This window comes from Psychrobacter sp. CCUG 69069 (genome assembly GCF_021023115.1).
Lineage (GTDB): Bacteria > Pseudomonadota > Gammaproteobacteria > Pseudomonadales > Moraxellaceae > Psychrobacter > Psychrobacter namhaensis.
Window position 1 is genome coordinate 98,655 of the sequence record NZ_QQAI01000005.1, and the last position, 25,876, is coordinate 124,530.

21 protein-coding genes and 1 tRNA gene are annotated in these 25,876 nt (G+C 45.6%); 17 read left to right on the forward strand and 5 right to left on the reverse strand.

Annotation, left to right across the window (positions count from 1 at the left end):
• The first annotated feature begins 188 nt into the window (after positions 1-188).
• From DVY93_RS05285 to DVY93_RS05295, 3 genes are all read left to right on the forward strand, one after another.
• On the forward strand, positions 189-857 hold the full coding sequence (locus DVY93_RS05285) for a glutathione S-transferase (protein ID WP_193004626.1): 669 nt from the start codon (positions 189-191) through the stop codon (positions 855-857).
• A gap of 70 nt (positions 858-927) precedes the next feature.
• On the forward strand, positions 928-1,176 hold the full coding sequence (locus DVY93_RS05290; protein WP_230709626.1) for a hypothetical protein: 249 nt from the start codon (positions 928-930) through the stop codon (positions 1,174-1,176).
• Positions 1,177-1,208: 32 nt separating this feature from the next.
• A complete protein-coding gene (locus DVY93_RS05295; protein ID WP_193004624.1) occupies positions 1,209-2,312 on the forward strand; it encodes a ribonuclease Z in 1,104 nt (367 codons plus the stop codon).
• Between the two features lie 7 nt (positions 2,313-2,319).
• Here the strand turns inward: DVY93_RS05295 and DVY93_RS05300 are convergent, their stop codons facing one another.
• Complete coding sequence (locus DVY93_RS05300; protein WP_193004623.1) at positions 2,320-3,279, reverse strand: ATP-binding protein; 960 nt, start codon at positions 3,277-3,279, stop codon at positions 2,320-2,322.
• 83 nt (positions 3,280-3,362) lie between these two features.
• On the opposite strand from DVY93_RS05300, the gene DVY93_RS05305 reads away from it, so the two are divergent.
• A complete protein-coding gene (locus DVY93_RS05305; RefSeq protein ID WP_230709627.1) occupies positions 3,363-4,370 on the forward strand; it encodes a protein kinase domain-containing protein in 1,008 nt (335 codons plus the stop codon).
• 100 nt (positions 4,371-4,470) lie between these two features.
• Here the strand turns inward: DVY93_RS05305 and DVY93_RS05310 are convergent.
• From DVY93_RS05310 to DVY93_RS05320, 3 genes are all read right to left on the reverse strand, one after another.
• Positions 4,471-4,555: transfer RNA gene (locus DVY93_RS05310), tRNA-Leu, on the reverse strand.
• A 242-nt stretch (positions 4,556-4,797) separates the two neighbouring features.
• Positions 4,798-6,552 (reverse strand): sigma 54-interacting transcriptional regulator, encoded by a 1,755-nt coding sequence (locus tag DVY93_RS05315; protein WP_230709629.1) that lies wholly within the window; start codon positions 6,550-6,552, stop codon positions 4,798-4,800.
• Positions 6,553-6,638: 86 nt separating this feature from the next.
• The gene (locus DVY93_RS05320) at positions 6,639-8,027 is read right to left on the reverse strand and encodes a two-component system sensor histidine kinase NtrB (protein WP_230709631.1); all 1,389 of its coding nucleotides are present in this window, start codon (positions 8,025-8,027) and stop codon (positions 6,639-6,641) included.
• Between the two features lie 133 nt (positions 8,028-8,160).
• Between DVY93_RS05320 and rimO the strand changes: the two genes are divergently transcribed.
• The 13 genes from rimO to DVY93_RS05385 all read left to right on the forward strand — a co-directional run bounded on the left by rimO (position 8,161) and on the right by DVY93_RS05385 (position 24,584).
• On the forward strand, positions 8,161-9,789 hold the full coding sequence (gene rimO, locus DVY93_RS05325; protein WP_193006204.1) for a 30S ribosomal protein S12 methylthiotransferase RimO: 1,629 nt from the start codon (positions 8,161-8,163) through the stop codon (positions 9,787-9,789).
• Between the two features lie 64 nt (positions 9,790-9,853).
• Positions 9,854-11,008 carry an RNA-guided endonuclease InsQ/TnpB family protein gene (locus tag DVY93_RS05330; protein ID WP_230709633.1) on the forward strand — a complete coding sequence of 385 codons (1,155 nt, stop codon included), beginning with the start codon at positions 9,854-9,856 and terminating at the stop codon, positions 11,006-11,008.
• A gap of 338 nt (positions 11,009-11,346) precedes the next feature.
• Entirely contained in the window at positions 11,347-12,072 is a 726-nt protein-coding gene (gene pyrH, locus DVY93_RS05335) for a UMP kinase (RefSeq protein WP_193005763.1), read from the forward strand.
• A gap of 83 nt (positions 12,073-12,155) precedes the next feature.
• Positions 12,156-12,710, forward strand: a complete 555-nt coding sequence (frr, locus tag DVY93_RS05340; protein WP_193005799.1) for a ribosome recycling factor — start codon at positions 12,156-12,158, stop codon at positions 12,708-12,710.
• 294 nt (positions 12,711-13,004) lie between these two features.
• Positions 13,005-13,763: a polyprenyl diphosphate synthase gene (gene uppS, locus DVY93_RS05345; RefSeq protein WP_230709635.1), complete on the forward strand. Its 759-nt coding sequence runs from the start codon at positions 13,005-13,007 to the stop codon at positions 13,761-13,763.
• Positions 13,764-13,954: 191 nt separating this feature from the next.
• Positions 13,955-14,764: a phosphatidate cytidylyltransferase gene (locus DVY93_RS05350; protein ID WP_230709637.1), complete on the forward strand. Its 810-nt coding sequence runs from the start codon at positions 13,955-13,957 to the stop codon at positions 14,762-14,764.
• A 167-nt stretch (positions 14,765-14,931) separates the two neighbouring features.
• Positions 14,932-16,146 (forward strand): 1-deoxy-D-xylulose-5-phosphate reductoisomerase, encoded by a 1,215-nt coding sequence (gene ispC, locus DVY93_RS05355; protein WP_230709639.1) that lies wholly within the window; start codon positions 14,932-14,934, stop codon positions 16,144-16,146.
• Between the two features lie 27 nt (positions 16,147-16,173).
• Positions 16,174-17,550 (forward strand): RIP metalloprotease RseP, encoded by a 1,377-nt coding sequence (gene rseP / locus DVY93_RS05360; protein ID WP_230709641.1) that lies wholly within the window; start codon positions 16,174-16,176, stop codon positions 17,548-17,550.
• Positions 17,551-17,813: 263 nt separating this feature from the next.
• Positions 17,814-20,234 (forward strand): outer membrane protein assembly factor BamA, encoded by a 2,421-nt coding sequence (gene bamA, locus DVY93_RS05365; protein ID WP_230709643.1) that lies wholly within the window; start codon positions 17,814-17,816, stop codon positions 20,232-20,234.
• 141 nt (positions 20,235-20,375) lie between these two features.
• Complete coding sequence (gene lpxD / locus DVY93_RS05370) at positions 20,376-21,392, forward strand: UDP-3-O-(3-hydroxymyristoyl)glucosamine N-acyltransferase (RefSeq protein WP_230709645.1); 1,017 nt, start codon at positions 20,376-20,378, stop codon at positions 21,390-21,392.
• Positions 21,393-21,444: 52 nt separating this feature from the next.
• Complete coding sequence (gene fabZ / locus DVY93_RS05375; RefSeq protein ID WP_193005770.1) at positions 21,445-21,954, forward strand: 3-hydroxyacyl-ACP dehydratase FabZ; 510 nt, start codon at positions 21,445-21,447, stop codon at positions 21,952-21,954.
• 187 nt (positions 21,955-22,141) lie between these two features.
• Positions 22,142-22,921 carry an acyl-ACP--UDP-N-acetylglucosamine O-acyltransferase gene (lpxA, locus tag DVY93_RS05380; RefSeq protein ID WP_193005771.1) on the forward strand — a complete coding sequence of 260 codons (780 nt, stop codon included), beginning with the start codon at positions 22,142-22,144 and terminating at the stop codon, positions 22,919-22,921.
• Between the two features lie 310 nt (positions 22,922-23,231).
• Positions 23,232-24,584 carry a sodium-dependent transporter gene (locus DVY93_RS05385; RefSeq protein WP_193005772.1) on the forward strand — a complete coding sequence of 451 codons (1,353 nt, stop codon included), beginning with the start codon at positions 23,232-23,234 and terminating at the stop codon, positions 24,582-24,584.
• Between the two features lie 119 nt (positions 24,585-24,703).
• On the opposite strand, the gene tgt is transcribed toward DVY93_RS05385, so the two are convergent.
• Positions 24,704-25,855 carry a tRNA guanosine(34) transglycosylase Tgt gene (gene tgt, locus DVY93_RS05390; protein WP_230709647.1) on the reverse strand — a complete coding sequence of 384 codons (1,152 nt, stop codon included), beginning with the start codon at positions 25,853-25,855 and terminating at the stop codon, positions 24,704-24,706.
• Between the last annotated feature and the right edge of the window lie 21 nt (positions 25,856-25,876).

The window sequence follows — 25,876 nt, forward strand, 5'->3', positions numbered from 1 at the left end:
GCTTTTAGAATCCCCCACTTGAGCTTGGCGAAAGTGGTGGGAGTATGTCAAACAGTCTCGTATTAAAGGTGGGGCAATTACGCTATTATCAATATGAATACTGTCACGCTTGGTTGCATGCGTGGCCCTATCTATAATGCATAATGCATAGAATATTGTCGCTTATTCACTCTAAACTAGGATGGTTTATGTTAAATCTGCATCATTTAAACAATTCGCGCTCGTTTCGTATTTTATGGTTACTAGAAGAGCTGGAGCTGGACTATCAACTGACCAGTTACCAGCGTACGAAAGCCTACCTTGCTCCTGAAAGCCTCAAGAAAGTTCATCCGCTTGGACACACGCCTGTACTCGAAGTCGATGATCGCGCCTTGGCTGAGTCAGGTTTTATCATTGAGTACCTGCTGAGACACTATGATACCGAGCATCAGTTTAAGCCCTCTGATGACAATGAAGCGGCGTGGGAAGCCTATACGTTTTGGTTGCATTTTGCTGAAGCCTCGGCCATGCCGCCACTGGTCATGCGTTTGGTGTTTAGTAAAGTGGTTGAAAGATCACCCCTGCTTATCAAACCGATTAGCAAAGGCATTCGTAAACAAGTTGAAGATGGAATGATTAATAACAACATCACGAATAACCTAAAACTCATGGAGCAGCAGCTACAAGACAATCATTGGTTTGCAGGTGAAGCGTTTAGTGCGGCGGACATACAAATGTATATCGTGGTAGCAGCTTCTAATGCACGAGCAGGAATGGACAAAGTTAGATATGCCAATTTATTAAACTGGCTCAAGCGTTGTCAAGAACGTCCAGCCTTTAAGCGTGCTGAAGAAAAAGGCGGGACGCCGCAATTTTAAAGATATAATATGCTATGGTGAGCGTTTTTAATTCACATCTAACACAGTAGCGTATAAATAAGGTAGTGTCATGAGCGACCAAAACAAATTGGCCAAGAATATAACGTCTGACAATGAGAGCAATATTCCTGAGCAAATGATCCATGCGCAGCAGGTCTCCATTAAATCGTGGACACAAAAGATATTGGTGGTATTGCTATGTATGGCCAGCTTTTATGGGGGCTGGAAGTCGTACGAGTCCAATATGGTCAATGAGTGTACTGCCAATGGTGGTCAAATGGTTGACGGCCAAAAAACCATGATGTGCCAATTGTCATAGCCGGTGAATGTTATCAATAAGAGAAGCCATCTGTGCTAAAGCTAACCTTTTTAGGCACATCAGCAGGTGTGCCAACCAAACAGCGTAACGTGACGGCGTTGGCGATTGAATGCCTGAATCCTTATTTATCTAAGTCGGGTGATGCCCAGCAACATAAAAAGTCGCGTCCATGGATATTGATTGACTGCGGCGAAGGTACTCAGCATCAGCTTTTGCACACTAAGCTGTCCATGCATCAGTTGAGCGCCATTTGTATCACCCATGTGCATGGAGATCATTGCTATGGTCTGCCGGGGTTGCTGGCGAGTGCCGCTATGTTAGGGCGCCTTGAGCCGCTTACCCTCATTGCACCAAAATCGATTGCTACGTTACTTGAGGCTATCAAGCTGACCACAGAGCTGTACTTCCCATTTGCTATCGATTTCATAGCAATTGAAGAAGTTCTAGAGACAAAAGCGGGTAAGGTTGATATCGCTTTAGATTCCCAGCATCAGCTGAGTATTGATATTACGCCATTGTCGCATCGTGTGTCATCTTATGGCTTTGGCATCACTCAAAATATCCATCGGCTCTCGCTTAACACCAACAAGCTTATGGCAGCCGGTATTCCTGCCAGTAGTTTTTGGGGAAGATTGCAGCAAGGCTTTGACGTGGTGACTGATGATGGTCAGCAACTGCGTTCAGCAGATTATGTCGATAAAGAGGTGCGGCGTACACGTGTCGTGGTGGCGGGCGATAACGATAGACCAGACTGTCTTCGTTCTGCGGTGACGGATGCTGATTTATTGATACATGAAGCCACTTATACGACTGACGTCTTAACTAGGATTCAGTCCAAAAATCCAGACTTTGATCCGATGCATAGTAGCGCGCAACTGGTGGGTAAGTTTGCTCAAAATGTCGGCCTCAAGCATTTAATTCTGACGCATTTTAGCGCCCGCTACCAAAGCTTTGACAATCAGAATAGCAGCACCCCAAACATGGGCCATATCCGTGCAGACGCCGAAAGTTTTTATCAAGGCAGTTTGTGGCTGGCAGCAGACTTTGACCAGTACATGGTCAATGGCGCAAATGACTTGGTAGACAGTAAAGGGACGGACCGCGTACATTATTTAGGCTCTGCACGCAGTAACTAGACTCGTTTTAGCGTTTATTGTCTGCAATGGACAGTTGGGTTTTACCGCTCCAATAACGACTAAATTGATAAGCGACTCGTCCTGAGCGGCCGCCACGTTCAGAGGCCCAACGTAGCGCATCGGCTCTGATATTATCAGGCAAACTATTACTTTCCAAATGAGTGACTGTATCAGTCTCGGCCAAGATTTTCTGTTGCTCTAAATTCAGATAGTGCTGCACAATCTGTAAATAAGTCTGCTGATCCATGGGGTGAAAAGACAGCCATAACCCAAAACGATCAGACAACGATACGGTCTCATCAACGGTCTCATAAGGGTTGACCTCATCGGTCTGACCATTATAAATGTTGACATTGTCCTTCATCAGTTGAGGGAGTAGGTGACGGCGGTTACTGGTCGCATAGACCAAGAGCTTGTCTTGCTCCGAATCAAGCGCGCCATCCAAAACGCTTTTTAACGTTCTGTAACTCTCGTCCTGACCGTTAAATGCCAAATCATCACAGTACACTATGTAACGACACTCACTGTCAGCGGGTAGTCCCTTAATCGCTGTACGGATCTTATCAAGTACCTGTAGATCGTCCCGTGCAATCTCAATGATTCTCAGACCTTCACTATGATAGGCTTGTAGTAATGCTCGAATCAGCGAGGATTTACCCGCGCCGCGTGTGCCTGTCATCAAAACGTGATTGGCGGGATAGCCTTTTAAAAATTGGCGCGTGTTCTGTATCAGCTTTGATTTTTGGGTATCAATACCCTGTAAGTCATCTAAACTTAAAAACAGATTGACTGCCAGTGGTTCTAAATGGCCGTTGTGACCACCGACCCAGCGATAGGCCAGCTGGGCAGGGTCTATCTCAACCGTTGGTGTGACCTGCTCCTGTAAGTATTGACTGAGTAAATCCAGTAAAGGGCTAGGCAGAGCATAATGAGTAGCAGGCTGAGATGCGTTGATTAGTTGGGACATAATAACTCTAACAGTTCAGGTTGGTTTTGAAGGGCGTAATCGCAGCTTTGTTAGGACTTCACCATATTACGAAAAACAGTATCGTGAAAAATCATACCATGAAAAATAATGCCAGTAATCCATCTATTATACAAGCGTTGCAAGCCCACGCTCAGCAGCTACTGCCGACAATGACGCAAGTATTGATAGCGTTGCAATATAGCGAAATAGTCCATCAACGTTTAGCTCAGCAGAACACCGAGACGCGACATCCTAACACTCATTGTTATCAGGGCTTAACGCGTGCGACGCATCCGCAGTTCGGTAATGTGATGATTAAATGGCAGCTAACTTCTCATGACAGTGATTTCTCATTTGATTTAAATCATGAAGTCGCTATCTTAAAAGCCTTAGATGGTTTATCGAAAACCCAATCTAACGCTATGGCTATCGCACCATCGCTCCTTGCTTATCACAACGTAGAGGTTCAAGATTTGGGAGCACGTCAGCAGTTAACGGCTCTCGTCATGCCCCACTATCCAAATGGAAATTTGGCAAAGCAGCTTACTGCTCAACAGTATGGGTCATTAACCACTAAACAAAAGCATCACTTTATTGTCCAGGCGGCTCATCTTATAGCCAATCTACATCACGCTGGCTGGCTACACAATGATATTAAACCCAGTAATCTCTTGCTCGCTGACATGCCGATAGGCAGCGCTGACAACAGCGGTAGAGTGCCTGATTTATTATTGACCGATTTTGCCTTAGCAGAGAGGTTGGATAAACCAAAAAAGGTAAGCGCTGCCGGCACACCAGCGTATCTTGCGCCTGAGCGCTGGCATGGACAAAGCGCAACCGTACAAAGCGATATTTACGCGTTTGGCATCATGATGGTTGAGATATTAATGGGTGAGCGACCGTTTAAGATACCTACTCACAGTCGTGATTCAGTGATGGATTGGGCTATCCAGCATTGTCAGCAGCCTGTGCCAAAATTGCCGTCAGAATACAGCCGTTATCAGTTTATCGTAGATGGTGCATTGGCAAAGCGGGTAGAGAAGCGGTATAAGAGGATAGAGGCGGTACTGGTAGACTTAGTAGGTTTATGATTACGTTGAAGGGTTCTGAGTGTTAGACTAAAATCCAGACACAAAAAAACCTGCTAATAAGCAGGTTTTGATATTTGGTCTAAGATGTACTATCCGAAAATGGTGGGGCTGGAGAGACTCGAACTCTCACACCTTGCGGCGCCAGAACCTAAATCTGGTGCGTCTACCAATTCCGCCACAGCCCCATTTTCGTTACTCTATCATCAAAAGCAGTCAAATTCAAATGCTATCTAGACAGTTAACTGATTCGGTAGTGCGTCTCAGTGGTTGGCTATTATATAGAGTTTGAATCTTTTGGCAACCCCTATTTGCAAATATTTTTAATTATTTAACGAATATTTTTATCATATTTTATAAGCAATTGATATTGTTTGATTTTTAATTCAATATTTTTTGTCTTTAAAGATGGTCTTACTCCTATTATTAATTAAGACATATCTAATTGCTGCAACTTTCGGGTGAGGGTATTACGTCCCCAACCAAGTAAGTTGGCCGCTACTATTTTTTTGCCGCCGCTGTGCTTGAGTGCTGCCGTGAGTAAGATACGTTCAAACTCAGGGGTTGCCACTTGCAAAATATCGGTTTCTCCTTGTTCTAGAGATTGCTCAGCCCAAGTAGCCAATGCTTGCTGCCAATTTGAGACGTCAGAACTATGATGAACTGGGCTAGGTTGGCTGTGGTTTTGAGGTATGTTTTGAGAAGAGAGTGTGTGCGCTGGCTGCGCTTCTAAATGAGAGGGGAGATTTTCGAGTAACTCTGGTGGTAGATCGTCGACCATGACGGTATCGCCCGTTGCCATCACGGTTAGCCATAGGCAAACGTTTTCAAGTTGGCGGACATTACCACGCCACTCAAAAGACTGCATAATTTGTAGCGCCGTAGGATGTAGCTGCTTTGGTGCTGTATTCATTTGCTCAGCGGCGCGCTGCATAAAGTAGGTGGCCAAAGCGGGAATGTCCTCCGGTCGCGTGCGCAGAGGCGGTAAGGGTAGACGAATGACATTCAGACGATAAAATAAATCCTCACGGAATCGACCCAGTTTTACCAACTCTTCTAAATTTTGATGCGTGGCGGCAATAATGCGCACATCTACTTTGACAGGCTGCTGACCACCCACGCGATAAAATTCACCGTTAGCCAGTACTCGTAGCAAACGGGTTTGGGTGCTAAACGGCATGTCACCGATTTCATCTAAAAACAACGTCCCCCCATCCGCTTGCTCAAAACGACCTTGCCGCGTTGTGGTTGCGCCTGTGAACGCGCCTTTCTCATGACCGAATAACTCAGACTCAATCAAATCATGTGGAATGGCGGCCATGTTTAGGGCAATAAACGGCTGCTGGCGACGGGGCGAGTGCTGATGTAAGGCGCTTGCGACCAATTCTTTACCTGTGCCTGACTCTCCTGTAATCAAGACAGTGATCGGCGAATGAGCCAATCGGCCAATGGCACGAAACACCGTCTGCATGGCTTGCGACTGCCCAATGATTCCGCTGGGGTTGCTTTGTGCTTTGGTGTCAGTCTTAACCGCCGCTTTATCATCGTTTACTTTATTGGTTTTATTGGCTGAGCTTACTTTGCGGACAGGCTTTGTGTTGGTGCTAAACGTCGCATCATTGTCAGCTGGTTTATCGGTGGTTGGAGTAGAGTCAGGCTCAGTTGTATTGCTTTTCACTGGCATGTTGGGCTGATGATTAATGGCCTTATAAATCGTTGCGACCGCATCATCTAAATCAAACGGTTTTGGTAGATATTCAAACGCCCCTGTCTGATAGCTATTAATGGCAGAAGTGAGGTCTGAATGCGCCGTCATAATGACAATCGGCAGCTTAGGGAAGTGTTTATGCACCCAATCACTAAAGGACAAACCATCCATCATTGGCATACGAATATCGGTCAATATCACATCTGGTAAGGGTTCGGCTGACCCTTGCAAGATGTCATTTAGGCGTGTCCATGCTGCTTGGGCTTGCGTAAAGCTAATCACGTCCAGTCCTGCATCCTCAAAAGTGTCAGCCAATACCAAACGTAGGGCGGCATCATCATCGATGAGCCATAAAGTAGCAGGGTTATTATCAGCGGCGTTGTTGACCGTTACTTTTATGGTTGGGTCAGTCACTGTCTGACCGTTCGAGGTTTGATCGTCGCTGTTAGGGGTACGCTTGTCATTATATTCAGTCATATATCAGGCCTAATGAGCAATGAGTTGGTGTAGGTTTATGATTTAGTCATCTGCGAGGTGATCGTTCTATCTATGTAGCACCATGTTTACGCTTCCATGAGTGGCTGGGTGAACGGTAAATATAGCGTAAAACACGTTTGGCTATTGCTATGGTTATTTTTAAAACTGTCGTTAGGACTGTGTGATTGAGTGGAGCTGACGTCAATCATACCATGATGATGGCTGATGATATCTTGCACAATAGACAATCCAAGGCCAGTCCCTGTCGCACGGCTTGTCACCATGGGGAAAAATATCTGTCCAATAAGGGCAGGGTCAATTCCTGAGCCGTTGTCAGTAATGTTAACTTGCACCACCTGCTTGTGCTGTTGACCACTGATGGTATGTTGAAATGCCACCCGTGTTTGAATGTGCAGCGTCGGCTGGTAAGCCCAGTTGCCGCCATCACCATCCCTATCTGTCTGTGAAGACAAAGAAGGGGAGTCTTGAGACTGAGGGGATTCGTTTTGCGGCAGCGTTTGTTCAAACTCCGTCATGGATTCACAAGCGTTATTAATCAGGTTTAAAAATACTTGGATTAACTGGTCTTTATCCGCACACAGTTCAGGTAACGACAAGTCATAATCGCGCTGTAGTGTCACTTGTGGATATTGATGCCGTATCAAGGTTAAAACATGCTCTAGTGGCTCATGAATGTTAAGCGTTTGCCAACTGGGCAATTGATTGGAACCCAGAAATTGCCCAATAAGATGGGTTAAGCGATCTGTCTCTGAGATGATGATATCGGTATAGTTACGTAGCTTTATGGCTGTTTTTTGCAGGTTGCTATTATGATCTAAGATAGACGTTGAAGGAGTCGCAGTATCAGAAGATTGAGGGCTAAAAGTAGTCGTGTCGCTAAATTTGATAAATTGTCGTTGGAGTAGTTGTGCAGCCCCGCGAATGCCAGCCAGCGGGTTTTTGATTTCATGAGCGACCGAGCGTAGCATGTGACGGGCAACCCCGTACTGTTGTTGCTGGCGCTGCTCTTCTGAGATACGGCTTTGGCGGTCTTTGCCCCATATCTCAATGATAAAATAAGGCTGCTGCTCGTAGGTGACGGGCGTCACGCTATAGTCAATTGACAGGGGTAGGTTACCGTTTAACGGTGTGTTGATAATATGATCATGGTCGATAAAGGGTTGTTGGTACTGCTTTGCTTGATAAAAGCGTTCGGTCAAAGAGCAAGTTTGCGCCTCTATCTGGTCATCATGAGTAGCTGTACTGTTTTTTGATTTTAACTCCTCGGGGGCCAGTAGCGTCAAGACAGACTGATTGAGTAACCTGCCACTGCTGATAGCAAGTAAGTGCTCCGCTTGGGCATTTAACCAAGTGATGGATAGCATATCATCGACCCATAAGATAGCGGTAAACAAATGCTGTGATATAAAGGCTAAGTCAGGGGTCGGTTTTGCCGTGATCAAATCGGTTGTCATAGGTAGGGCCTAAGAAAAAGGATACTCGTGATAATATTTAACCACAAATCAACACTATAGAGCGGCAAAACTGGCGATTTTTGCAAAAAAAACGTACAATGCGCACAGCCAATTATCTCTAGCAAGGTCAGCCATGCCCAAAACTTCTACCGAGTCGATGAATGTAACGACTCTCACCTCACAGCCAGCTTCTACTGCACCCAAAGACGCCCCTAAAAACACAGCCACTATTTTTAATCCTGCCAAGCCAAATCTAGCGCAAGAGCAGAGTCAGGCAGATGTCAGTCAAGCAAACTCTAACCAGCCTTACCATCATAAAGCCAATCACAATCAAAACCGGAGTATTGCGCAAAGTAGTGATGCCATGTCCGCGACTGCCAACGCGCCTGTAAGTGCGGCACCAAAGATTGGTTTTGTATCGCTGGGTTGCCCAAAAGCATTGGTGGATAGTGAGCGTATCATCACAGAGCTTAGCCGTGATGGCTATCAAGTTGCCAATGATTATAGCGGTGCAGATCTTGTCGTGGTCAATACATGCGGTTTTATTGAGTCAGCGGTACAAGAGTCGCTCGACGCAATCGGTGAAGCCATTAGCAAAAATGGCAAAGTGATTGTCACCGGCTGCTTGGGTAAAGAGGCGGACAAAATCCGTGAAATGCATCCAGCAGTACTAGCAGTGACCGGCGCTCATGCTTATGATGAGGTGATTACGGCGGTGGCGCAGCATGTCCCCAAACCAAACCGCAATTTGGATGCCAGCTATGACCCAAAAATAGATTTGATTAATGAGGCTGGCATAAAATTGACGCCCAGTCATTATGCCTACCTAAAAATCTCTGAGGGTTGTAACCATCGTTGTACCTTCTGCATTATCCCAAGCTTACGTGGTGATTTGGTCTCGCGTCCGATTGATAGCGTGATGAATGAGGCATTGGCGCTTAAAAACGCTGGCGTAAAAGAGTTGCTTATCATCTCGCAAGACACTTCTGCTTACGGGCTGGACTTGAAGTATAAGACCAGTTTTTGGAATGGTATGCCGCTTAAATCAAAATTTTATGATTTGTGCCAAGCACTGAATGATTTAGGTATTTGGGTACGCCTGCATTATGTTTACCCGTATCCACACGTGGATAAAGTCGTTGAACTGATGGGCGAAAAGAAGTTATTGCCTTATTTGGATATTCCTTTTCAACATGCCAGTCACCGTATCTTAAAAGCCATGAAACGTCCGGCGCATAGTGAAAACACGTTAGCCCGTATCAAAGCGTGGCGTGACATTTGTCCTGATATCGTCATTCGTTCGACCTTTGTGGTTGGATTCCCTGGTGAAACCGAAGAAGATTTTCAGTGCTTGCTTGACTGGTTGGTCGAAGCTCGTCTTGATCGTGTTGGCGCATTTACTTATTCAGAAGTTGAAGGCGCGGTCGCCAATGACTTGCCAGATCATGTGCCTGAAGCGGTCAAGCAATCTCGTTATGAGCGCCTGATGGCAATACAACAAGAGATATCTGCGCAAAAACTGCAAGAAAAAGTGGGCAAGACCTTAATGGTATTGGTTGACGAGATTGATCGCGAAGAAAACATTGCGATTTGTCGTAGCTACGCTGATGCGCCCGAGATTGACGGTCATGTCTATGTGGATGAGATTACCGCTCAAGTAAAAGTGGGGCAGTTCCTAACGGTCACAATCGATGATGCTAGTGAATATGATTTGTTTGCCAGTTATAGAGGGTTACGAAACAGTTACCTAAAACCTATCTAATCTTAGTCATTTATAATCAAAATAAGTAATTTCCACATTAATAAAAAGAGGTTAAACAAGCATTATGATCCGTGGCCACATCATTGAACTCAAGCCCAACAACGTACAGGCGAACCATTTTGCTCGTGCTTGTGGCGTGGCGCGGAAAGCCTACAACTGGGCTTTATATGAGTGGCAACGGCAGTATGCGCTTGATAAGGCGTATCGTGATGCGTGTTTGGCGACTGGTATTGAGATGGATACCAAAAAGCTAAATAAGCCTTCACAGGCAAAGCTCAGACGCGAATTGAATGCCATTAAGCGTGAATTTTTCCCTTATATGTTAGAAGTGACCAAGTGCGCTCCGCAACTGGCTATCATGCAGCTGGGTGACGCTTACAAGAACTTCTTTAAAGGGCTTGCCAAATATCCAACAGCGCGTAAAAAAGGTCGTGACGATAGGTTTGGCTTATCCAACGATCAGTTTGCCATTAAAGCTAAGTCCATTCGTATCCCAAATCTAGGTTGGGTTCGTATGAAAGAGCCGCTACGTTTTGACGGTAAGATTATGTCAGCCACCATCTCCAAGCGGGGCGGTAAGTGGTTTGTCAGTGTGGCCGTTGAGATTGACGATACGATTAAAAAAGTGGTTAGAACTGGAAAAATCGTAGGTATAGACCTTGGTATTACTGATTTATTGGTTTTATCAGACGGTACCAAAATCAAAGCGCCAAAGCCATTAAAGACCAACCTAAAGCGCTTGCGTCAACTAAACAAAGTGCTCAGTCGCAAGAAGAAAGGTAGTAAAAACAGAGAAAAAGCGAAAACCAAGCTCTCTCGTTTGCACTACAAGATCAGGAGTATTAGGCAAGACTCTCTCCATCAAATCACATCAAAGCTGGTCAAAGAGTTCGATGTGATGGCAATTGAGGATTTAAACGTCAAAGGTATGGTCAAGAACCGCAGATTGTCACGGGCGATCAGTGATTTGGGTTTCTTTGAATTTAAGCGACAGCTTATCTACAAAGCCAATGAGCAAGGCAAGACGGTAAAGTCAGTTGGGCGCTTCTATCCCAGCTCCAAGACCTGTTCAAACTGCAATCATATCCTTGGTAAAGATGAGCTGACGTTGAAGATGCGCGAGTGGATCTGTCCTAGCTGCCAGACAAAACATGACCGCGACCTTAACGCCAGCATCAATATTTTAAACAACGCGACTGTCATCTTAACAGCCGCATAACCCCGTTTTATTGGACGGTGAGTTCCATCGCCAATTAAAAAAGTCTGTGGAGTCGTGGTCAGTCTAAGTCTCAAACGAGAAGTAGCGCGTGACAATGAAGCAGAAAGAAAACTTCAAACCTATCCAATAGTTAATATTGATTAGGTTTGAGTAAGATTTTTGGAACGGTAAACAGCGCCAATATAAAGTGAAAATTGCCCAATAGCGGGCAGCTTTTGCTACAATTAGCGCAATTTAGCCTTTTACGACGTCTCTTACTCAGTATGGCGCGATAGGCAAATGCTATTTGTGTTTTACCAATGACTTTAATGATAATTTAATGCTAACAAGGTGACCTCATGTCTGACAAAAACCCGCGTTACTCTCGTATCTTGTTGAAACTCTCAGGCGAAGCTTTGGCCGGTGGTAAAGACATGGGTATTGATACCGAAGTTCTCGATAAAATGAGCTTGTCTATCGCTCATTTGCGTGGACTTGGTGTGCAAGTAGGTATCGTTGTTGGGGGTGGTAACTTATATCGCGGCGCACAGTTGCAACAAGAAGGTTTGGTTGGCCGTGTCACCGGTGATCAAATGGGTATGCTGGCAACTGTGATGAACGGGCTTGCGATGCGTGACGCTCTTGAGCGCCGCAATATTAAAACGCGCTTGATGTCAGCCCTACCTATTGGGGAAGTGACTGAAAGCTACAGCAGCCGGAATGCGATTCGCTACCTTAAAAATGGTGAAGTTTGTATCTTTGTGGCTGGCACCGGCAATCCATTTTTTACCACAGATACCGCCGCTTGCTTGCGTGGTATCGAAATCGAAGCAGGTTTGATTTTAAAAGCAACCAAAGTAGATGGGGTTTATGATAAAGACCCAAGCCTACATTCTGATGCCAAAAAATATGACGGCTTAACGTTTGACGAAGTATTAGAGCAAAAGCTGGGTGTGATGGATTTAACCGCCATTGCTTTATGCCGCGAGCATAACGTACCGCTACAAGTTTTTGACATGACCAAGCCCAATGCTTTATTAAACGTCATTATGGGCGAAAATGAAGGTACGCGTGTTTATCATTAATTTATGAGAGCACGATAACCCTAATAATTTTTATAACTAACAGTAATGAATGATTTGTCGATAGCGATAAATAAGGACACATGATGATTAAAGAGATTAAGCAAGACGGCGAAGCGCGTATGCAAAAAACCTTGGAAGCGCTTGAGAGTACCTTTAGTAAAGTCCGTACTGGGCGTGCGCATCCTGGTATGTTGTCAGGTGTAATGGTCAGTTACTATGGTGCGCCTACGCCATTAAACCAAGTGGCTAGTGTGAATGTTGAAGACTCGCGTACGTTACTGGTTCAGCCATTTGACCGTACCATGGTACAAGCGGTTGACAAAGCCATTCGCGAAGCAGATTTGGGTCTCAATCCAATGACGGCGGATGTGATTCGTGTGCCGATGCCAGCACTGACAGAAGACACACGCCGCGACATGCAGAAGCTGGCGCGCGGAGAAGCGGAGAGCAGCCGTGTGTCTATTCGTAATATCCGCCGTGATATGATGAATGACATCAAAGAGCTTGCGAAAGAAAAAGAAATCTCAGAAGACGACGAGCGCCGCGCTAGTGATGATATCCAAAAAATCACTGACAAATATATTGAAATCATCGACAGCCGTCTGAGTAAAAAAGAAAGCGACTTGATGGACGTGTAAATACAGGTCTTTTATCATTTATGACCCACGTCAGTTAAGTCAAATCTCTAACGTTAAGCAGCCAATGTGCCAGTGCTCTTGGCTGCTTATTATTGTGTTGATCAGTACGATACAGTAGTAAATGGGCAGATTTTGCGTGTCTGACAAGTATTTGCAAGCCAGCTTTATAGGTTGTTTTTTGCAATTCTTAGCGTACTTGATTTATGATACATTTGTGAATGGTGTTTATTGCACTTTTTAACTGTCACAGTACGCGTTATTATTATCTCACCTTAACAATAAGCAAGTTTGCCTATGTCTACTTCAGCCGTTTTGGCCCCTGCTGTTCTTCCTCGTCACATCGCTATTATCATGGACGGCAATAATCGTTATGGTAAGGCCAACAATTTAGGTAAAGGCCAAGGCCATGTAGCAGGAAAAGATGCGCTAGACCCTATTGTCGACTATTGTGTCGATACAGGTGTTGAAGTATTAACGGTATTTGCCTTCTCTAGTGAAAACTGGCAACGTCCTCCCAGTGAGGTGGCGCTGCTAATGCAACTGTTAGCCTCGACCATTCATGAACAACTACCGCGTATGAATGAGTACCGTATTCGCTTGCGTTTTATCGGCGACCGCAGTCAGCTCAGTGATGACTTACAAACGCTGATGGCCGATGCGGAAGAAAAAACGGCCAATTTTGAAGCCATGACATTGGTGATTGCTATCAGTTATGGTGGCCAATGGGATATCGCCCATGCGGCAAAACAGCTAGCACAGCAAGTACAGGCAGGGCAATTACGGGCGGAAGACATTAATAAAGAGAGGCTTGGGAAGTATGTTCAATTAGCCGATGCGCCAGCGGTAGATATGCTGATACGGACGGGCGGCGAATATCGAATATCGAACTTTTTACTGTGGCAATCTGCCTATGCAGAGCTGTTTTTTACCCAAACGTTGTGGCCAAACTTTGGTGCAGATGAATTGTCTACGATGGTAACAGAGTTCGCCCAGCGCCAACGCCGCTTTGGCAAAACCAGCGAACAGATAGGGACAGAGCAGCCGACGCGTTAAAAGGTTTTCTACCTTAGGATGTTGGGTCGCAGCTTACAAAGTTGGTAGGCGATCAGTAGTTAATACCCCTTGTTTGTGAAATAATAAGCCGCGTTCATGAGTGTCAATTGCTATTAGTGGGCTATTGTGGATTAACTGCTATAATGCACTTTTTGACCATGCGTTTTTCATTATTATAAGGCTCAATAAGTATGTGGCAACGAATTAAGACGGCAATTGTTCTCGTTATTATCGTTGGTATTGCAATGTTTGCGAGCCAAACTCCTATCTTATTTGCCCCGCTATTAGCGATTGGCGTTATCATTGCCGCTCATGAATGGACAAAGCTGATGCCAAAATGGCGCCAGCCTATGCTGTATGTGCTATTGGTCTTAGTCATAACATTGGTGTCGCTCATATTTAAGGTGACTTGGCTGTTTTGGTGGGTGGCATCACTGGCAATATGGTTGATGGCGCTGTCTTGGGTTAAGGTCTTTCCCACTCATACCAATTGGTATGGTAAAAAACTGGCCTTGATGGGCGCTGTGATATTAACTGCCGCCATTACTGCTATGTTTTATTTGTGGCAACTGTCAGCTTGGTGGCTTCTTTATGTATTCTTATTGGTGTGGTCTGCGGATAGTGGTGCTTATTTTGTTGGACGCAAACTCGGTCGTCGCAAAATGGCACCGAATGTCTCACCCAATAAGAGTGTGGAAGGGCTGACGGGTGGCTTAGTCACAGGCTTGTTAGTCGTGATCGGCATTAGTGTCTTTAAGCTACAACTAACAGGCATGTCGTTAATCGCCTTTGTGGCATTATCCGCTTTAACGATTTTAGCGTCCGTACTTGGTGATTTGTTTGAGTCAATGCTCAAGCGCCGCGCTGATATAAAAGACTCAGGGAATATGTTGCCTGGGCATGGCGGCGTTCTTGATCGTATCGACTCACTGTTGGCGGCCACACCGATATTCGCGCTTGGCTTTTGGGCGATACAGCAACTGGGTTTGATAGTGGTATAAAGCGGCAAGGCTAGGGCGCATTCTTGTTTTAGCAAAGGCACTGAGCCACGGGTTTGTGTCGATTATTTGATGGCATTTTTGGCGAGATATCACGACGGGCTTTTGTGTGCTTTATGCCTTACTTCTTCTTTTGGTTCTCTTTTTTATAGTATCTTTTATAGGCATCGATGGTTATGACGCAACGCATCGCCGTACTAGGCGCGACAGGTTCAATTGGCGATAGCACGTTGGCAATATTAGCGGCGCAACCACAGGATTACGACGTTTATGCTTTGTCAGGTTTTCGCCGTTTAGACAAGCTTTTTGCTCTATGCCAGCAGTTTTTGCCAAGACGCGTCAATGTACCGACCGCAGCGGTCGATGAGTTTGCCGAGCGCCTAAGTGCAGTAGGTCTTGATATTGCCGTGGTGGGCGGTGCAGAGGGGCTGGTAGATATTGCTACCGATGCACAAACTGATACGGTAGTTGCCGCTATTGTGGGAGCGGCAGGACTGCCTTCCACTCTAGCAGCAGCGCGTGCAGGCAAGCGTATCTTGCTTGCCAATAAAGAAGCACTGGTGATGGCAGGCCAAGTGATGATTAATGCGGTTAAAACGTATGGTGCTACTTTGCTACCGCTTGATTCTGAGCACAACGCTATTTTCCAGTGTCTACCCCTTGCTATTCAACAAGACCATACTCAAATTCATCAGCCAGACCACGGTGTACGCAAGCTCTGGTTGACCGCCTCTGGTGGGCCGTTTTTGCAACAGTCTTTTGAGCAGATGCGCCAAGCAAGCGTTGCTGAAGCAGTTAAACACCCAAACTGGTCAATGGGGCAAAAGATATCGGTCGACTCTGCCACGATGATGAATAAAGGCTTAGAGCTCATCGAGGCGTGCCATTTATTTGATTTGCCTGAAGATAAAATAAATGTGGTGATTCATCCACAAAGTATCATTCACTCAATGGTAGAATACAGCGATGGCAGCTTTTTAGCGCAGCTCGGCAGTCCTGATATGAAAACCCCAATCGCGCATGCCCTCAGCTACCCCAACCGCATTGATAGCGGCTCGCAACCATTAGATTTGTATGCGCTAAGTGGGCTTGAATTTATTGAGCCTGACTTACAAAAATTTGCCTGTCTGCGTCTGGCCCGACAAGCGATGCAAGCGGGTACACAAGCGACCATCGTGCTCAATGCCGCCAATGAGATTGCCGTGGCTGCGTTTTTGAGTGGACAAATTCGCTTGACGGATATTGCTGATGTTAATGAGCAGGCACTCACCGAGATACAAGTGCCGTTATTAAATGAGCATGCCGACATAGATGATATATTAGCGATTGACAAAGTAGCACGCCGCCACACCGATGCGCTTATTAAAAAGCTGGCGTCATCGTAACAAAAGCAACTTAATCGAGAACAGATCATGACGTTTTTATTAACGCTGCTTGCGGCAATATTTGTCTTAGGTCCACTCATTGCTTTACATGAGTGGGGTCACTACATTGTGGCGCGTCTTTGCGGCGTTAAGGTGCTGACTTACTCTATCGGTTTTGGCCCTAAGCTCTTTGGTTGGACCAGTAAAAAAAGCGGTATTGACTATCGTATCTCAGCATTACCGCTTGGTGGCTATGTCAAAATGCTGGATGAGCGTGAAGGAGAGGTTGCAAAAGGTGAGCAACATTTGGCTTTTAATCGCCAGCATCCGCTAAAAAAGATTGCCATTGTCGCAGCTGGCCCTATCATGAACTTTGTCATCGCTATTGCCCTGTTTTGGGTATTGTTTATGACGCCAACAGAGCAGCTGGCGACCAAAGTTGGGCAAGTCTTACCTGATACGCCGGCTGCCGTGGCTGGGCTGCCTGTCGGTGATAAAATTGTTGCGATTGATGGTCATGACGTACAGACGTGGGAAGGTATCAATTATCGCCTTGCTGGCCGTATGGGTGAGACAGGCGAGGTCAGTGTTACCTTGCAGTCAGATCCACAAAATAGTAGCGCGCGCCAAACGTATCAAGCGCCAGTGCAGCAGTTCATGCAAGGCGCGGCGCAAGGTAAAGATGCGTTGAGCAGCTTTGGTATGCTACCGTGGCAACCACAAATAGCGCCGATAATTGGAAATCTGGCGCCCGATGGTGCGGCCATTCGTCAAGGCCTGCAAAAAGGTGATCGCATTACGGCGATTAATGATGCGCCAATCAAAGACTGGATTAGCGCCACCCGTATCATCCGCGACAGCCCTGAAGTACTTCTTAATTTTACGGTGTTACGTGACGGTGAATCTGTCCAGCTACAAATTATGCCACAAGGTAAAAAAGACAATTTGGGTAACGACTATGGGCAAATTGGTGCTATGGTGGCACAGTCTGAGATTGTTATCCCTGATGCTTACAAAACCACAGTGGTCTATGGGCCGGGCGAATCATTGATCAAGTCGTTTGAGAAGACCGAACAACTGGCAGTCATGACGGTAAGCTCAATGGGAAAAATGCTGTCAGGCATGATTGGTTTGGACAATTTGTCAGGCCCAATTACCATTGCCAAAGTCGCCAAACAAAGCTTCGATATCAGTTGGCAGATGGTGTTATCTACCGCGGCTTTGATTAGTTTGAGTCTGGCTGTGCTAAATCTTTTGCCTATTCCGGTATTAGATGGTGGTCATATTGTGTATCACCTCATTGAGCTGATTCGCGGTAAGCCCCTCTCAGAAGGCGTACAAATGGTGGGGTTAAATATCGGTTTACTCTTGCTGGCAGGTTTCATGGTGTTAGCAATTGGTAATGATATCAGTCGTCTTTTTTGAGCAAGTAATCAGCCATAGAGTGGATAAGACAAGAGACACTAATGGTTTTACGCTTATTATGCGCTAATGACGGCGATGATAGAGCGGAAGCTTTGTACCATGGCTACTGTACTAATCGTAATTTTTAGTTTATTTTGTGATGCATTTTATATAAAGTGTTCTGAGTCTCCCGCGTGTGAATATAAGATTTTATGCAAAACGGGCTAGACAATATGGGCTTTTTAACTTAACTTAAGCAAGTTTTTTATTGACGGATAGTGTTTATGCGTACGCCTTTATTTATGAGCGCGGCAGGGTTGCCGTTAGTGGTAGCGATGATGAGTATGCCTGTACAGGCTGCAGAGTTTGTAGTCACTGACATCGGTTTCAATGGTCTGCAACGCCTAACCCCCGATAGCCTCTATCCGGTTCTTCCTATTTCGGTAGGGGACACGGTGAATGATAGTAGTTTGGCGGCCAGTATTAAGGCGCTATATGCGACCGAAAACTTTGCCGATATTCAGAGCCGAGTCGAAGGGGGTCAGCTACGATTTGATGTCGTTGAGCGCCCAACGATCGCTGAGGTGAATTTTGAGGGCAATAAACTCATTCCAAAAGAAGGGCTGGAGCAGGGGCTTAGCAATGCTGGCCTGTCTGTCGGTGATGTGCTTAAGCAAGCCACGCTACAAGGCGTCGCCAATGAGCTACAGCAACAATATATCAGCCAAGGGTATTACAATAGTAATATCGAGGTTGACCAAACACTACTTGATGGCAATCGCGTCAAGCTCGATGTACGTTTTATCGAAGGCAAGCCTGCCAAAGTGGTTGATATCAACATTATTGGTAACAAACACTTTAGCGATGAAGAGATTAAAGACGTCTTTGCCGTGAAAGAATCGTCTTGGACACGTCTGCTGTCTAAGTCAGATCGCTATGCCAAAGAAAAGCTGGCTGCCAGTTTAGAAAACCTAAAAGCGCTATACCAGAACGATGGTTATGTACGTTTTGCAGTCGACAATGCCGTGCTTAATATCAGTGAAGATAAGAGCAGTGTCTTTATCGAAGTGAGTCTTAGCGAAGGTGAGCAATATCAGTTTGGCGAGGTGAGCTTTTTAGGTAAACCGACTTTTGACACAAATGAGCTAAACGAGTTGGTTGCTTTTGCTCCTAACGAAAAGTACTCGCAAGCCAAGCTAGAGGCGACGACTGCAGCGCTTAAAAGTCGCTATGGTAATGAGGGCTATTACTTAGCTCAGATCAGACCTGTGCCGCGTATCAACGATGATACCAAGATGGTTGATGTTGATTACTATATTGATCCTGCCCGTCCAATTTATGTTCGCCGTATTAACTTTACGGGCAATCTCAAGACCCAAGATGAGGTGTTGCGCCGCGAAATGCGTCAATTAGAAGGCGCTCTGGCGTCTAGCGAAAAAATTCAATTATCACGGACACGCTTGATGCGTACCGGCTTCTTTAAAGCGGTTAATGTCGATGTGAAGCCAGTGCCTAATCAGCCCGACCAAGTGGATGTTCACTATACTGTTGAAGAGCAACCTTCTGGTAGTTCAACCATTGCAGCGGGTTACTCACAAAGTGGCGGTGTCACCTTCCAGTTAGACTTGACGCAAAATAACTTTATGGGTACGGGTAACCGTGTCAAGGCGGCGCTATCACGCTCAGAGACACGTGATTCTTATAGCTTGGGTTATACCGATCCATACTTTACAGAAAACGGCGTGTCGCAAGGTATCAGCGCCTACTATCGCGAAACCAAGTATGATGACAGAAACGTCAGTAATTACGTCACCGATGCTTATGGTGCCACCCTGAATTATAGCTATCCTGTGGACGAGACCAAGCGTGTTAGTGCGGGTCTAAACGTTGATAACACCTCAGTACGTGGTGGTAGCCGTCTTGGCGTGTCAAACGTACAGCAGATTATCGATGATGGCGGTACGGTTGAAGACTTCACAGGAGACTTTGAAGGTCGTACAGGTTTTAAAAATGAGTACCAAACTTATAACTTACTATTTGGCTGGGATTACAGCACCTTAGATCGTCCGGTCTTCCCGACCAAAGGGATGAGCCATACGGTTGATGCAACCATTGGCCTTGGTGATGCTAGCTATCAAAAACTCGTGTATCGCGGTAACGTGTACTATCCTTTCTATAAAGATTGGGTGGCACGCGGTTATACCAAGCTTGGCTATGGTAATGATTTGCCATTTTATGAAAACTTTTATGCCGGTGGGTATGGGTCAGTACGTGGTTATGAAGCGTCCACGCTTGGACCTAGATCACAGTCCTACTATGATGCAGTCAATGACCCCTCTAATCAAACTTTGTTAGCAGAAGAAGTTGGTGGTAATGCGCTTGTCAGCATCGGTAGTGAGCTGATTTTACCAATGCCGTTTAAAGGTGATTGGGCAGATCAAGTACGTCCGGTGCTATTCGCCGAAGGTGGTCAAGTGTTTGATACCACTGATAAGGAGGATCGTACCTTTGTTGATCCTCAAACAGGGGATGATACAGGTGTGCCACTATTGACCCAAGACAACAGTATGCGTTTTAGTGCAGGGGCAGGCGTGACTTGGTACACGCCAATTGGCCCGATCTCTCTGAGTTACGCAGTGCCTATCGGTGATAAAGAAGGCGATGAGACCGAAAAAGTACAGTTCCAGATTGGTAATACTTTCTAACTTAGGGTAATTGTCCTAATTTATCTCGTTAATGATATAAAACGATGTAGGTACATAAAGCATCAGTTAGACATTAGTAGGTCGCCAAGATGATTTCTCAGCTTGGCGATTGCCTTATTCATAATAATGTTAATAGTAACTATGATAACGATTGAGCAACTTATCACTCAAATTGAACAGCGCCAGCCTATTGTGAACAAGGCAGAGATTGGCGCTGAACAGTTACGTCAAGAGTTCAGTAGCGTTGGTAGTTTAACCACTGCTGATCATGAGCAATTAAGCTTTTTAGCGGATCCCCATTACATTGCTAGTCTGGCGGACACGCAAGCAGGGGCGGTATTGGTCACGGCAGAGTATCGTGATCAAGTGCCAGCGAGCGCTATCGCGTTGGTAGTCACCAGTCCTTATTTGGCTTACGCGGGCGCCAGTCAGTTGTTTGCTCGTGATTCATTGTCTAACGGTATTCACCCTAGTGCGGTGATTGCTGATAGCGCCGTCATTGGCGATCACGTCAATATTGGCCCTTTTTGTGTGATCGGTGATAATGTACAAATTGGTGCGCGCAGCTCACTTGATGCGCATGTGGTGGTTGAGGCAAATACTAAGATTGGGCCTGATTGTGTGATCAAATCGCAAGTGGTTATCGGGCACGATAGCGTTATCGGTAGCCATGTGCGATTACACGCTGGCGTGAGTGTTGGCTCAGAGGGCTTTGGCTTTGCCCCGACCAGAGACCCTAGTGTTACTGGCTGGGAGCGCATTGCGCAACTAGGTCGTGTCGTGATTGGCGATCATGTGCGAATCGGTAGCCAAACCTGTATTGATCGCGGCGCCATTGATGATACGGTGATTGGTAATCATGTTATTATCGATAATTTGGTACAAGTGGCCCATAACGTGCGTATTGGTGATGGTACAGCCATCGCGGCTCAAACGGGTATCGCTGGTAGTACCAGTATCGGTAAGCGCTGCATCATTGGCGGCGCTGTCGGTATTACAGGTCATATCGAGATCACCGATGATGTGATCTTATCTGGAATGACCATGGTCACCAAATCCATTAAAAAGTCTGGTTCATATTCCTCTGGAACGGCTGCGATGCCGACGGCTAATTGGCGACGGGCAGCGGTACGTTTCCGTCAGCTTGGTCGTGAATAGCATAAATACAAACAAGTCATCAAAATTACAAACACAGCAAGGAAGTGCCGCTATGAGCAGCAACGATATAGATAGTTCAACTGATAACGAGATTAAAAGCTTGGCTGAGCAAGGTCTTACCCTGCCGCTAACTTACCATACCCTTAAGCATTACCTGCCGCACCGCTATCCTTTTCTGCTGGTCGATAAGATCATCGCTTGCACACCAGGAGAGTGTATTACCGGTGTTAAGAACGTGACTATTAATGAAGAGTTTTTTAATGGTCACTTTCCTGATGAACCGATCATGCCAGGGGTGTTAATGGTAGAGTCGATGGCGCAAGTCTCAGGCGTGCTGGGATTTATTAGTGCTGGCCTGACCGCAGAAGATGGCTATCTATATCTGTTCGCAGGCGTTGATAAGGTGCGCTTTAAGCGCCGAGTCATTCCTGGGGATCAGTTGATTATTCGTGCCAAAACAGTGATGCAAAAGCATGGTATTTACAAGTTTGATTGTACGGTACATGTCGAAGACGAGCTTGCTGCTAGTGCCCAAATAATGATTGCTCGGCAAGCACAGTAAAGCTTAATGACTGCTATTATGCTCATGCTAATCAAAATCTTTAGCGACTCCTATTAACATGAGCAGTAAAAATGATAGTTAGCAACCATGGTTAACAGCAGCGTCATGCTTATTTTATTTAATAAAGTTAAATTGGCTGTATTTGTTTTACCATTTACTCGCATCAGATGATACAAAGGCCCAAATTATGAGTCAGATCCACCCAACAGCACTCATCTCACCATCCGCTCAAATTGATGAGACGGCCGTCATCGGCCCGTATTGTATTGTCGGTGATGAGGTGACTATTGGCGCACACACGGTTTTGCACCGACATGTGGTTGTGACCAAGTTGACTCGTATTGGTCAACACAATCAGTTTTATCAGTTTGCAAGCGTTGGTGAAGACCCACAGGATTTGAAGTATGCTGGTGAGCGTACGTGGCTTGAGATTGGTGATCATAATACCATTCGTGAGGCCTGTAGCCTACACCGTGGTACAGCCCAAGATAGTGAACTTACCAAAATTGGTAGCCATAACTTGCTGATGGTTAATACGCATGTGGCTCATGACTGTGTGATTGGCGACCATAACGTACTGGCCAATAATGTCGGGGTCGCAGGACATGTGACTATTGGGGATCACACGATTATTGGAGGTAACTCCGGTATTCATCAGTTCTGTACGGTTGATGATTATAGCTTGATCGGGGGCGCGAGTCTGATTTTAAAAGACGTGGCTGCTTTTACGATGGTCTCTGGCAATCCAGCAAAAACGCATGGTCTCAATGTAGAAGGGATGCGCCGTAAAGATTGGTCAAAAGAAACCATCGATGTGTTACGCCAAGCTTATCGTATGATTTTTAGATCAGGTTTGACGACAGTACAAGCGCTAGAAGTTTTAAACAACGAGCTGCTCCCAAAAGAGCCGAAAATTCAACTGCTCATCGACTCATTACAGAAAAGTCGTCGTGGTGTGGTGCGTTAAAAATGTAGAGAAGTTTTGTTTAAGACTGAATGTAGCGTTGGTATTTCAATTAGGCAAACTCTTGTCAACGATAGAAAAAACCACCGTAAGCCATAACCAATTGTTATGGCTTTTTATGTTTATGAGTACTTGACTTTTTTGGTCGCTTAGCAGAAACTGAGCGTTTACGATATTGTAAACAATTCTTTCTTAATGTTGCTGGACGCCTCACATTGATGCGTTTATTAAAGTGCCTGAGATTATGAGTGGCGCTTTATGATAATCAAGGAAGATTATCAGCGACGTTAATTGGAGCACGAGGACGGAAAAAATGGCTATCAATAAACAAGAACATGCACAGTGGAGCTCAAGTTTTGGCTTCGTATTAGCAGCGGTCGGGTCGGCAGTTGGTTTAGGAAATATATGGAAGTTTCCATACATGGTTGGTGAAAGCGGTGGTTCTGCTTTCGTTATCGCTTATTTATTCTGTATCGCGCTGGTAGGTTTTCCGATTTTGGTCGCCGAATGGCTAATTGGTCGTCGTGGTCAAAAAAACCCCATCAATACTTTGGCTGATGTTGCGGCAAGTGAAGGCAAGTCACGCAATTGGGGTATCATAGGCGCGTCCGGTATTTTAGGTGGTTTCTTAATTCTGTCTTTTTATAGTGTTATTGGTGGTTGGGCGCTCAACTATATTACTAAAGTGGGTACAGGAAGTTTTGCAGGTCAAGACAGTGATTCTGTCGCTGCGACCTTTGATGCCATGTTAGCTTCAGCCGGTACATTGACGATTTGGCACACGGTCTTTATGATTTTGACGGCCATTATCGTTGGTATCGGCGTGACGGGCGGTATTGAGAAGACCGCGAAGGTTTTGATGCCATTATTAGGGCTTATCCTGTTCGTTATCGTTGGTTATAACGTGGTGAATGGAGGCTTTGGTGAGGCAGTGGCTTACTTATTTACGCCAGATCTTAGTAAGCTGACGGCGGATGTCATGCTCGCGGCTCTGGGTCATGCCTTCTTCACCCTGTCTATTGGTATGGGTATTATGATTGCTTATGGCTCATATTTGGGCCGTGAAGTGAACTTGCTTAAAACCGCACGAACGGTTGTGATTTTGGACACGGTTATTGCGTTGGCTGCGGGTCTAGCCATTTTCCCAATTATCTTTAGCAATGGTCTAGATCCTGCTTCAGGCCCTGGTCTTATCTTTGTTAGCTTACCGATTGCTTTTGGTAGCATGGGCGCAGGTACTATCATTGGTACCCTGTTCTTCTTACTTATTACCTTTGCTGCTCTTACCTCGTCAATTTCACTGCTTGAACCAACGGTTGAGTTTTTAGAAGAGCGTACGCCAATGAGCCGTACGGTATCAACCATCGTTGCAAGTACGGTGATTTGGCTATTGGGCGTTGCGGCATTGTTATCGTTTAACCTATGGTCTGAGTTCACCATTATGGGCAACGGGATCTTTGATGCTTTGGATAAAATTACCAGTAAGTTTATCCTCCCTTTAACGGGTCTTGCAGCGATTATCTTCCTTGCTTGGCAAATGGATCAACGCAGTATTCAGCAAGAGCTTGGCTTGTCTAATGGTGCATGGAAAGTTTGGCAAATCGTTGCTAAGTTTATTGCCCCTATCGCGGTGATCGTTGTATTTGTTACCTCACTGATGGGATAGCATAGCGACTGATGAAAAGTATTTGCTTGTTTGGTTTGAAAAACACTCAATAATAAAAAGGGCTTAAGATGATTCTTAAGCCCTTTTTGTTACTTGTACGAGTCTAAAAAATATTATGTTTAGCGCAAATTTAGTTCAGGAACGGTTTGTCCACGCTTGCTATAAAACTCATTTACGAACTCATCAAAGCGGTCTTGCTCAATAGCGTCTCTGATTCCTTGCATCAAGCGCTGATAGTAGCGCAAGTTATGAATAGTCGCCAGCTGGGCACCTAGCATCTCTTTGCATTTATTTAGATGGTAGAGATAAGCACGGCTAAAGTTTTGGCAAGTATAGCAGTCGCACTCTGGGTCTAGAGGGCCTTCATCATTACGGTATTGGCTATTACGGATACGTACTATGCCAGCATTGTCAGTGTCGCCCGTGACGAAATAGTGACCATTACGTGCATTACGCGTTGGCATCACGCAGTCAAACATATCGACACCGCGGCGCACGGCCTCGACGATGTCTTCCGGCTTACCAACACCCATCAGATAACGCGGCTTGTCTGCTGGCATATCATCTGGGATATAGTCCAAGACATCCATCATCTCATCCTTTGGCTCACCAACGGATAAGCCACCGATGGCATAACCATCAAAGCCGATATCGAGTAGGCCTTCCAGTGACTGCTGGCGCAAATCGGCGTACATACTGCCTTGGATAATGCCAAATAGGGCATTGGTGCTACCCAGTCTTTTGTGCTCATCAACGCAGCGTTGTCCCCAACGAAGTGAAAGCTCTAAAGATTTTTTCGCTTCGTCGTGAGTGGCTGGATAAGGGGTACACTCATCGAACTGCATGACGATGTCTGAATTCAAGCTGTACTGAATTTGCATGGATTTTTCTGGTGAGAGAAATACCTTGGCGCCATCGATGGGTGATTTAAAATTAACCCCTTCTTCGGTGATTTTACGCATGGCACCTAGACTGAATACTTGGAAGCCACCGGAATCGGTCAGAATGGGTTTATCCCAATGCATAAATTTATGCAGACCGCCGAACTTATCAATCACTTCAGTACCTGGGCGTAACCACAGATGAAAGGTATTGCCTAAAACGATATCAGCACCGATGGCTTCGATATCACGTGGGAGCATGCCTTTGACCGTACCATAAGTGCCAACAGGCATAAAAGCTGGCGTTTGCACATCGCCATGATTGAGATGAACCGTACCACGGCGTGCACGCGTTTCACCGCTGGCCGTTTTATGTAAGACAAATTGCATATGATAACCGCTATTTAAGCT

Bases quoted from the DNA above. Each gene is read 5' to 3' on its own strand.
- DVY93_RS05285 (WP_193004626.1), top strand. From the start codon at position 189: ATGTTAAATCTGCATCATTTAAACAATTCGCGCTCGTTTCGTATTTTA.
- DVY93_RS05290 (WP_230709626.1), top strand. From the start codon at position 928: ATGAGCGACCAAAACAAATTGGCCAAGAATATAACGTCTGACAATGAG.
- DVY93_RS05300 (WP_193004623.1), bottom strand. From the start codon at position 3,279: ATGTCCCAACTAATCAACGCATCTCAGCCTGCTACTCATTATGCTCTG.
- DVY93_RS05315 (WP_230709629.1), bottom strand. From the start codon at position 6,552: ATGACTGAATATAATGACAAGCGTACCCCTAACAGCGACGATCAAACC.
- DVY93_RS05320 (WP_230709631.1), bottom strand. From the start codon at position 8,027: ATGACAACCGATTTGATCACGGCAAAACCGACCCCTGACTTAGCCTTT.
- rimO (WP_193006204.1), top strand. From the start codon at position 8,161: ATGCCCAAAACTTCTACCGAGTCGATGAATGTAACGACTCTCACCTCA.
- DVY93_RS05330 (WP_230709633.1), top strand. From the start codon at position 9,854: ATGATCCGTGGCCACATCATTGAACTCAAGCCCAACAACGTACAGGCG.
- pyrH (WP_193005763.1), top strand. From the start codon at position 11,347: ATGTCTGACAAAAACCCGCGTTACTCTCGTATCTTGTTGAAACTCTCA.
- frr (WP_193005799.1), top strand. From the start codon at position 12,156: ATGATTAAAGAGATTAAGCAAGACGGCGAAGCGCGTATGCAAAAAACC.
- uppS (WP_230709635.1), top strand. From the start codon at position 13,005: ATGTCTACTTCAGCCGTTTTGGCCCCTGCTGTTCTTCCTCGTCACATC.
- DVY93_RS05350 (WP_230709637.1), top strand. From the start codon at position 13,955: ATGTGGCAACGAATTAAGACGGCAATTGTTCTCGTTATTATCGTTGGT.
- ispC (WP_230709639.1), top strand. From the start codon at position 14,932: ATGGTTATGACGCAACGCATCGCCGTACTAGGCGCGACAGGTTCAATT.
- rseP (WP_230709641.1), top strand. From the start codon at position 16,174: ATGACGTTTTTATTAACGCTGCTTGCGGCAATATTTGTCTTAGGTCCA.
- bamA (WP_230709643.1), top strand. From the start codon at position 17,814: ATGCGTACGCCTTTATTTATGAGCGCGGCAGGGTTGCCGTTAGTGGTA.
- lpxD (WP_230709645.1), top strand. From the start codon at position 20,376: ATGATAACGATTGAGCAACTTATCACTCAAATTGAACAGCGCCAGCCT.
- fabZ (WP_193005770.1), top strand. From the start codon at position 21,445: ATGAGCAGCAACGATATAGATAGTTCAACTGATAACGAGATTAAAAGC.
- lpxA (WP_193005771.1), top strand. From the start codon at position 22,142: ATGAGTCAGATCCACCCAACAGCACTCATCTCACCATCCGCTCAAATT.
- DVY93_RS05385 (WP_193005772.1), top strand. From the start codon at position 23,232: ATGGCTATCAATAAACAAGAACATGCACAGTGGAGCTCAAGTTTTGGC.
- tgt (WP_230709647.1), bottom strand. From the start codon at position 25,855: ATGCAATTTGTCTTACATAAAACGGCCAGCGGTGAAACGCGTGCACGC.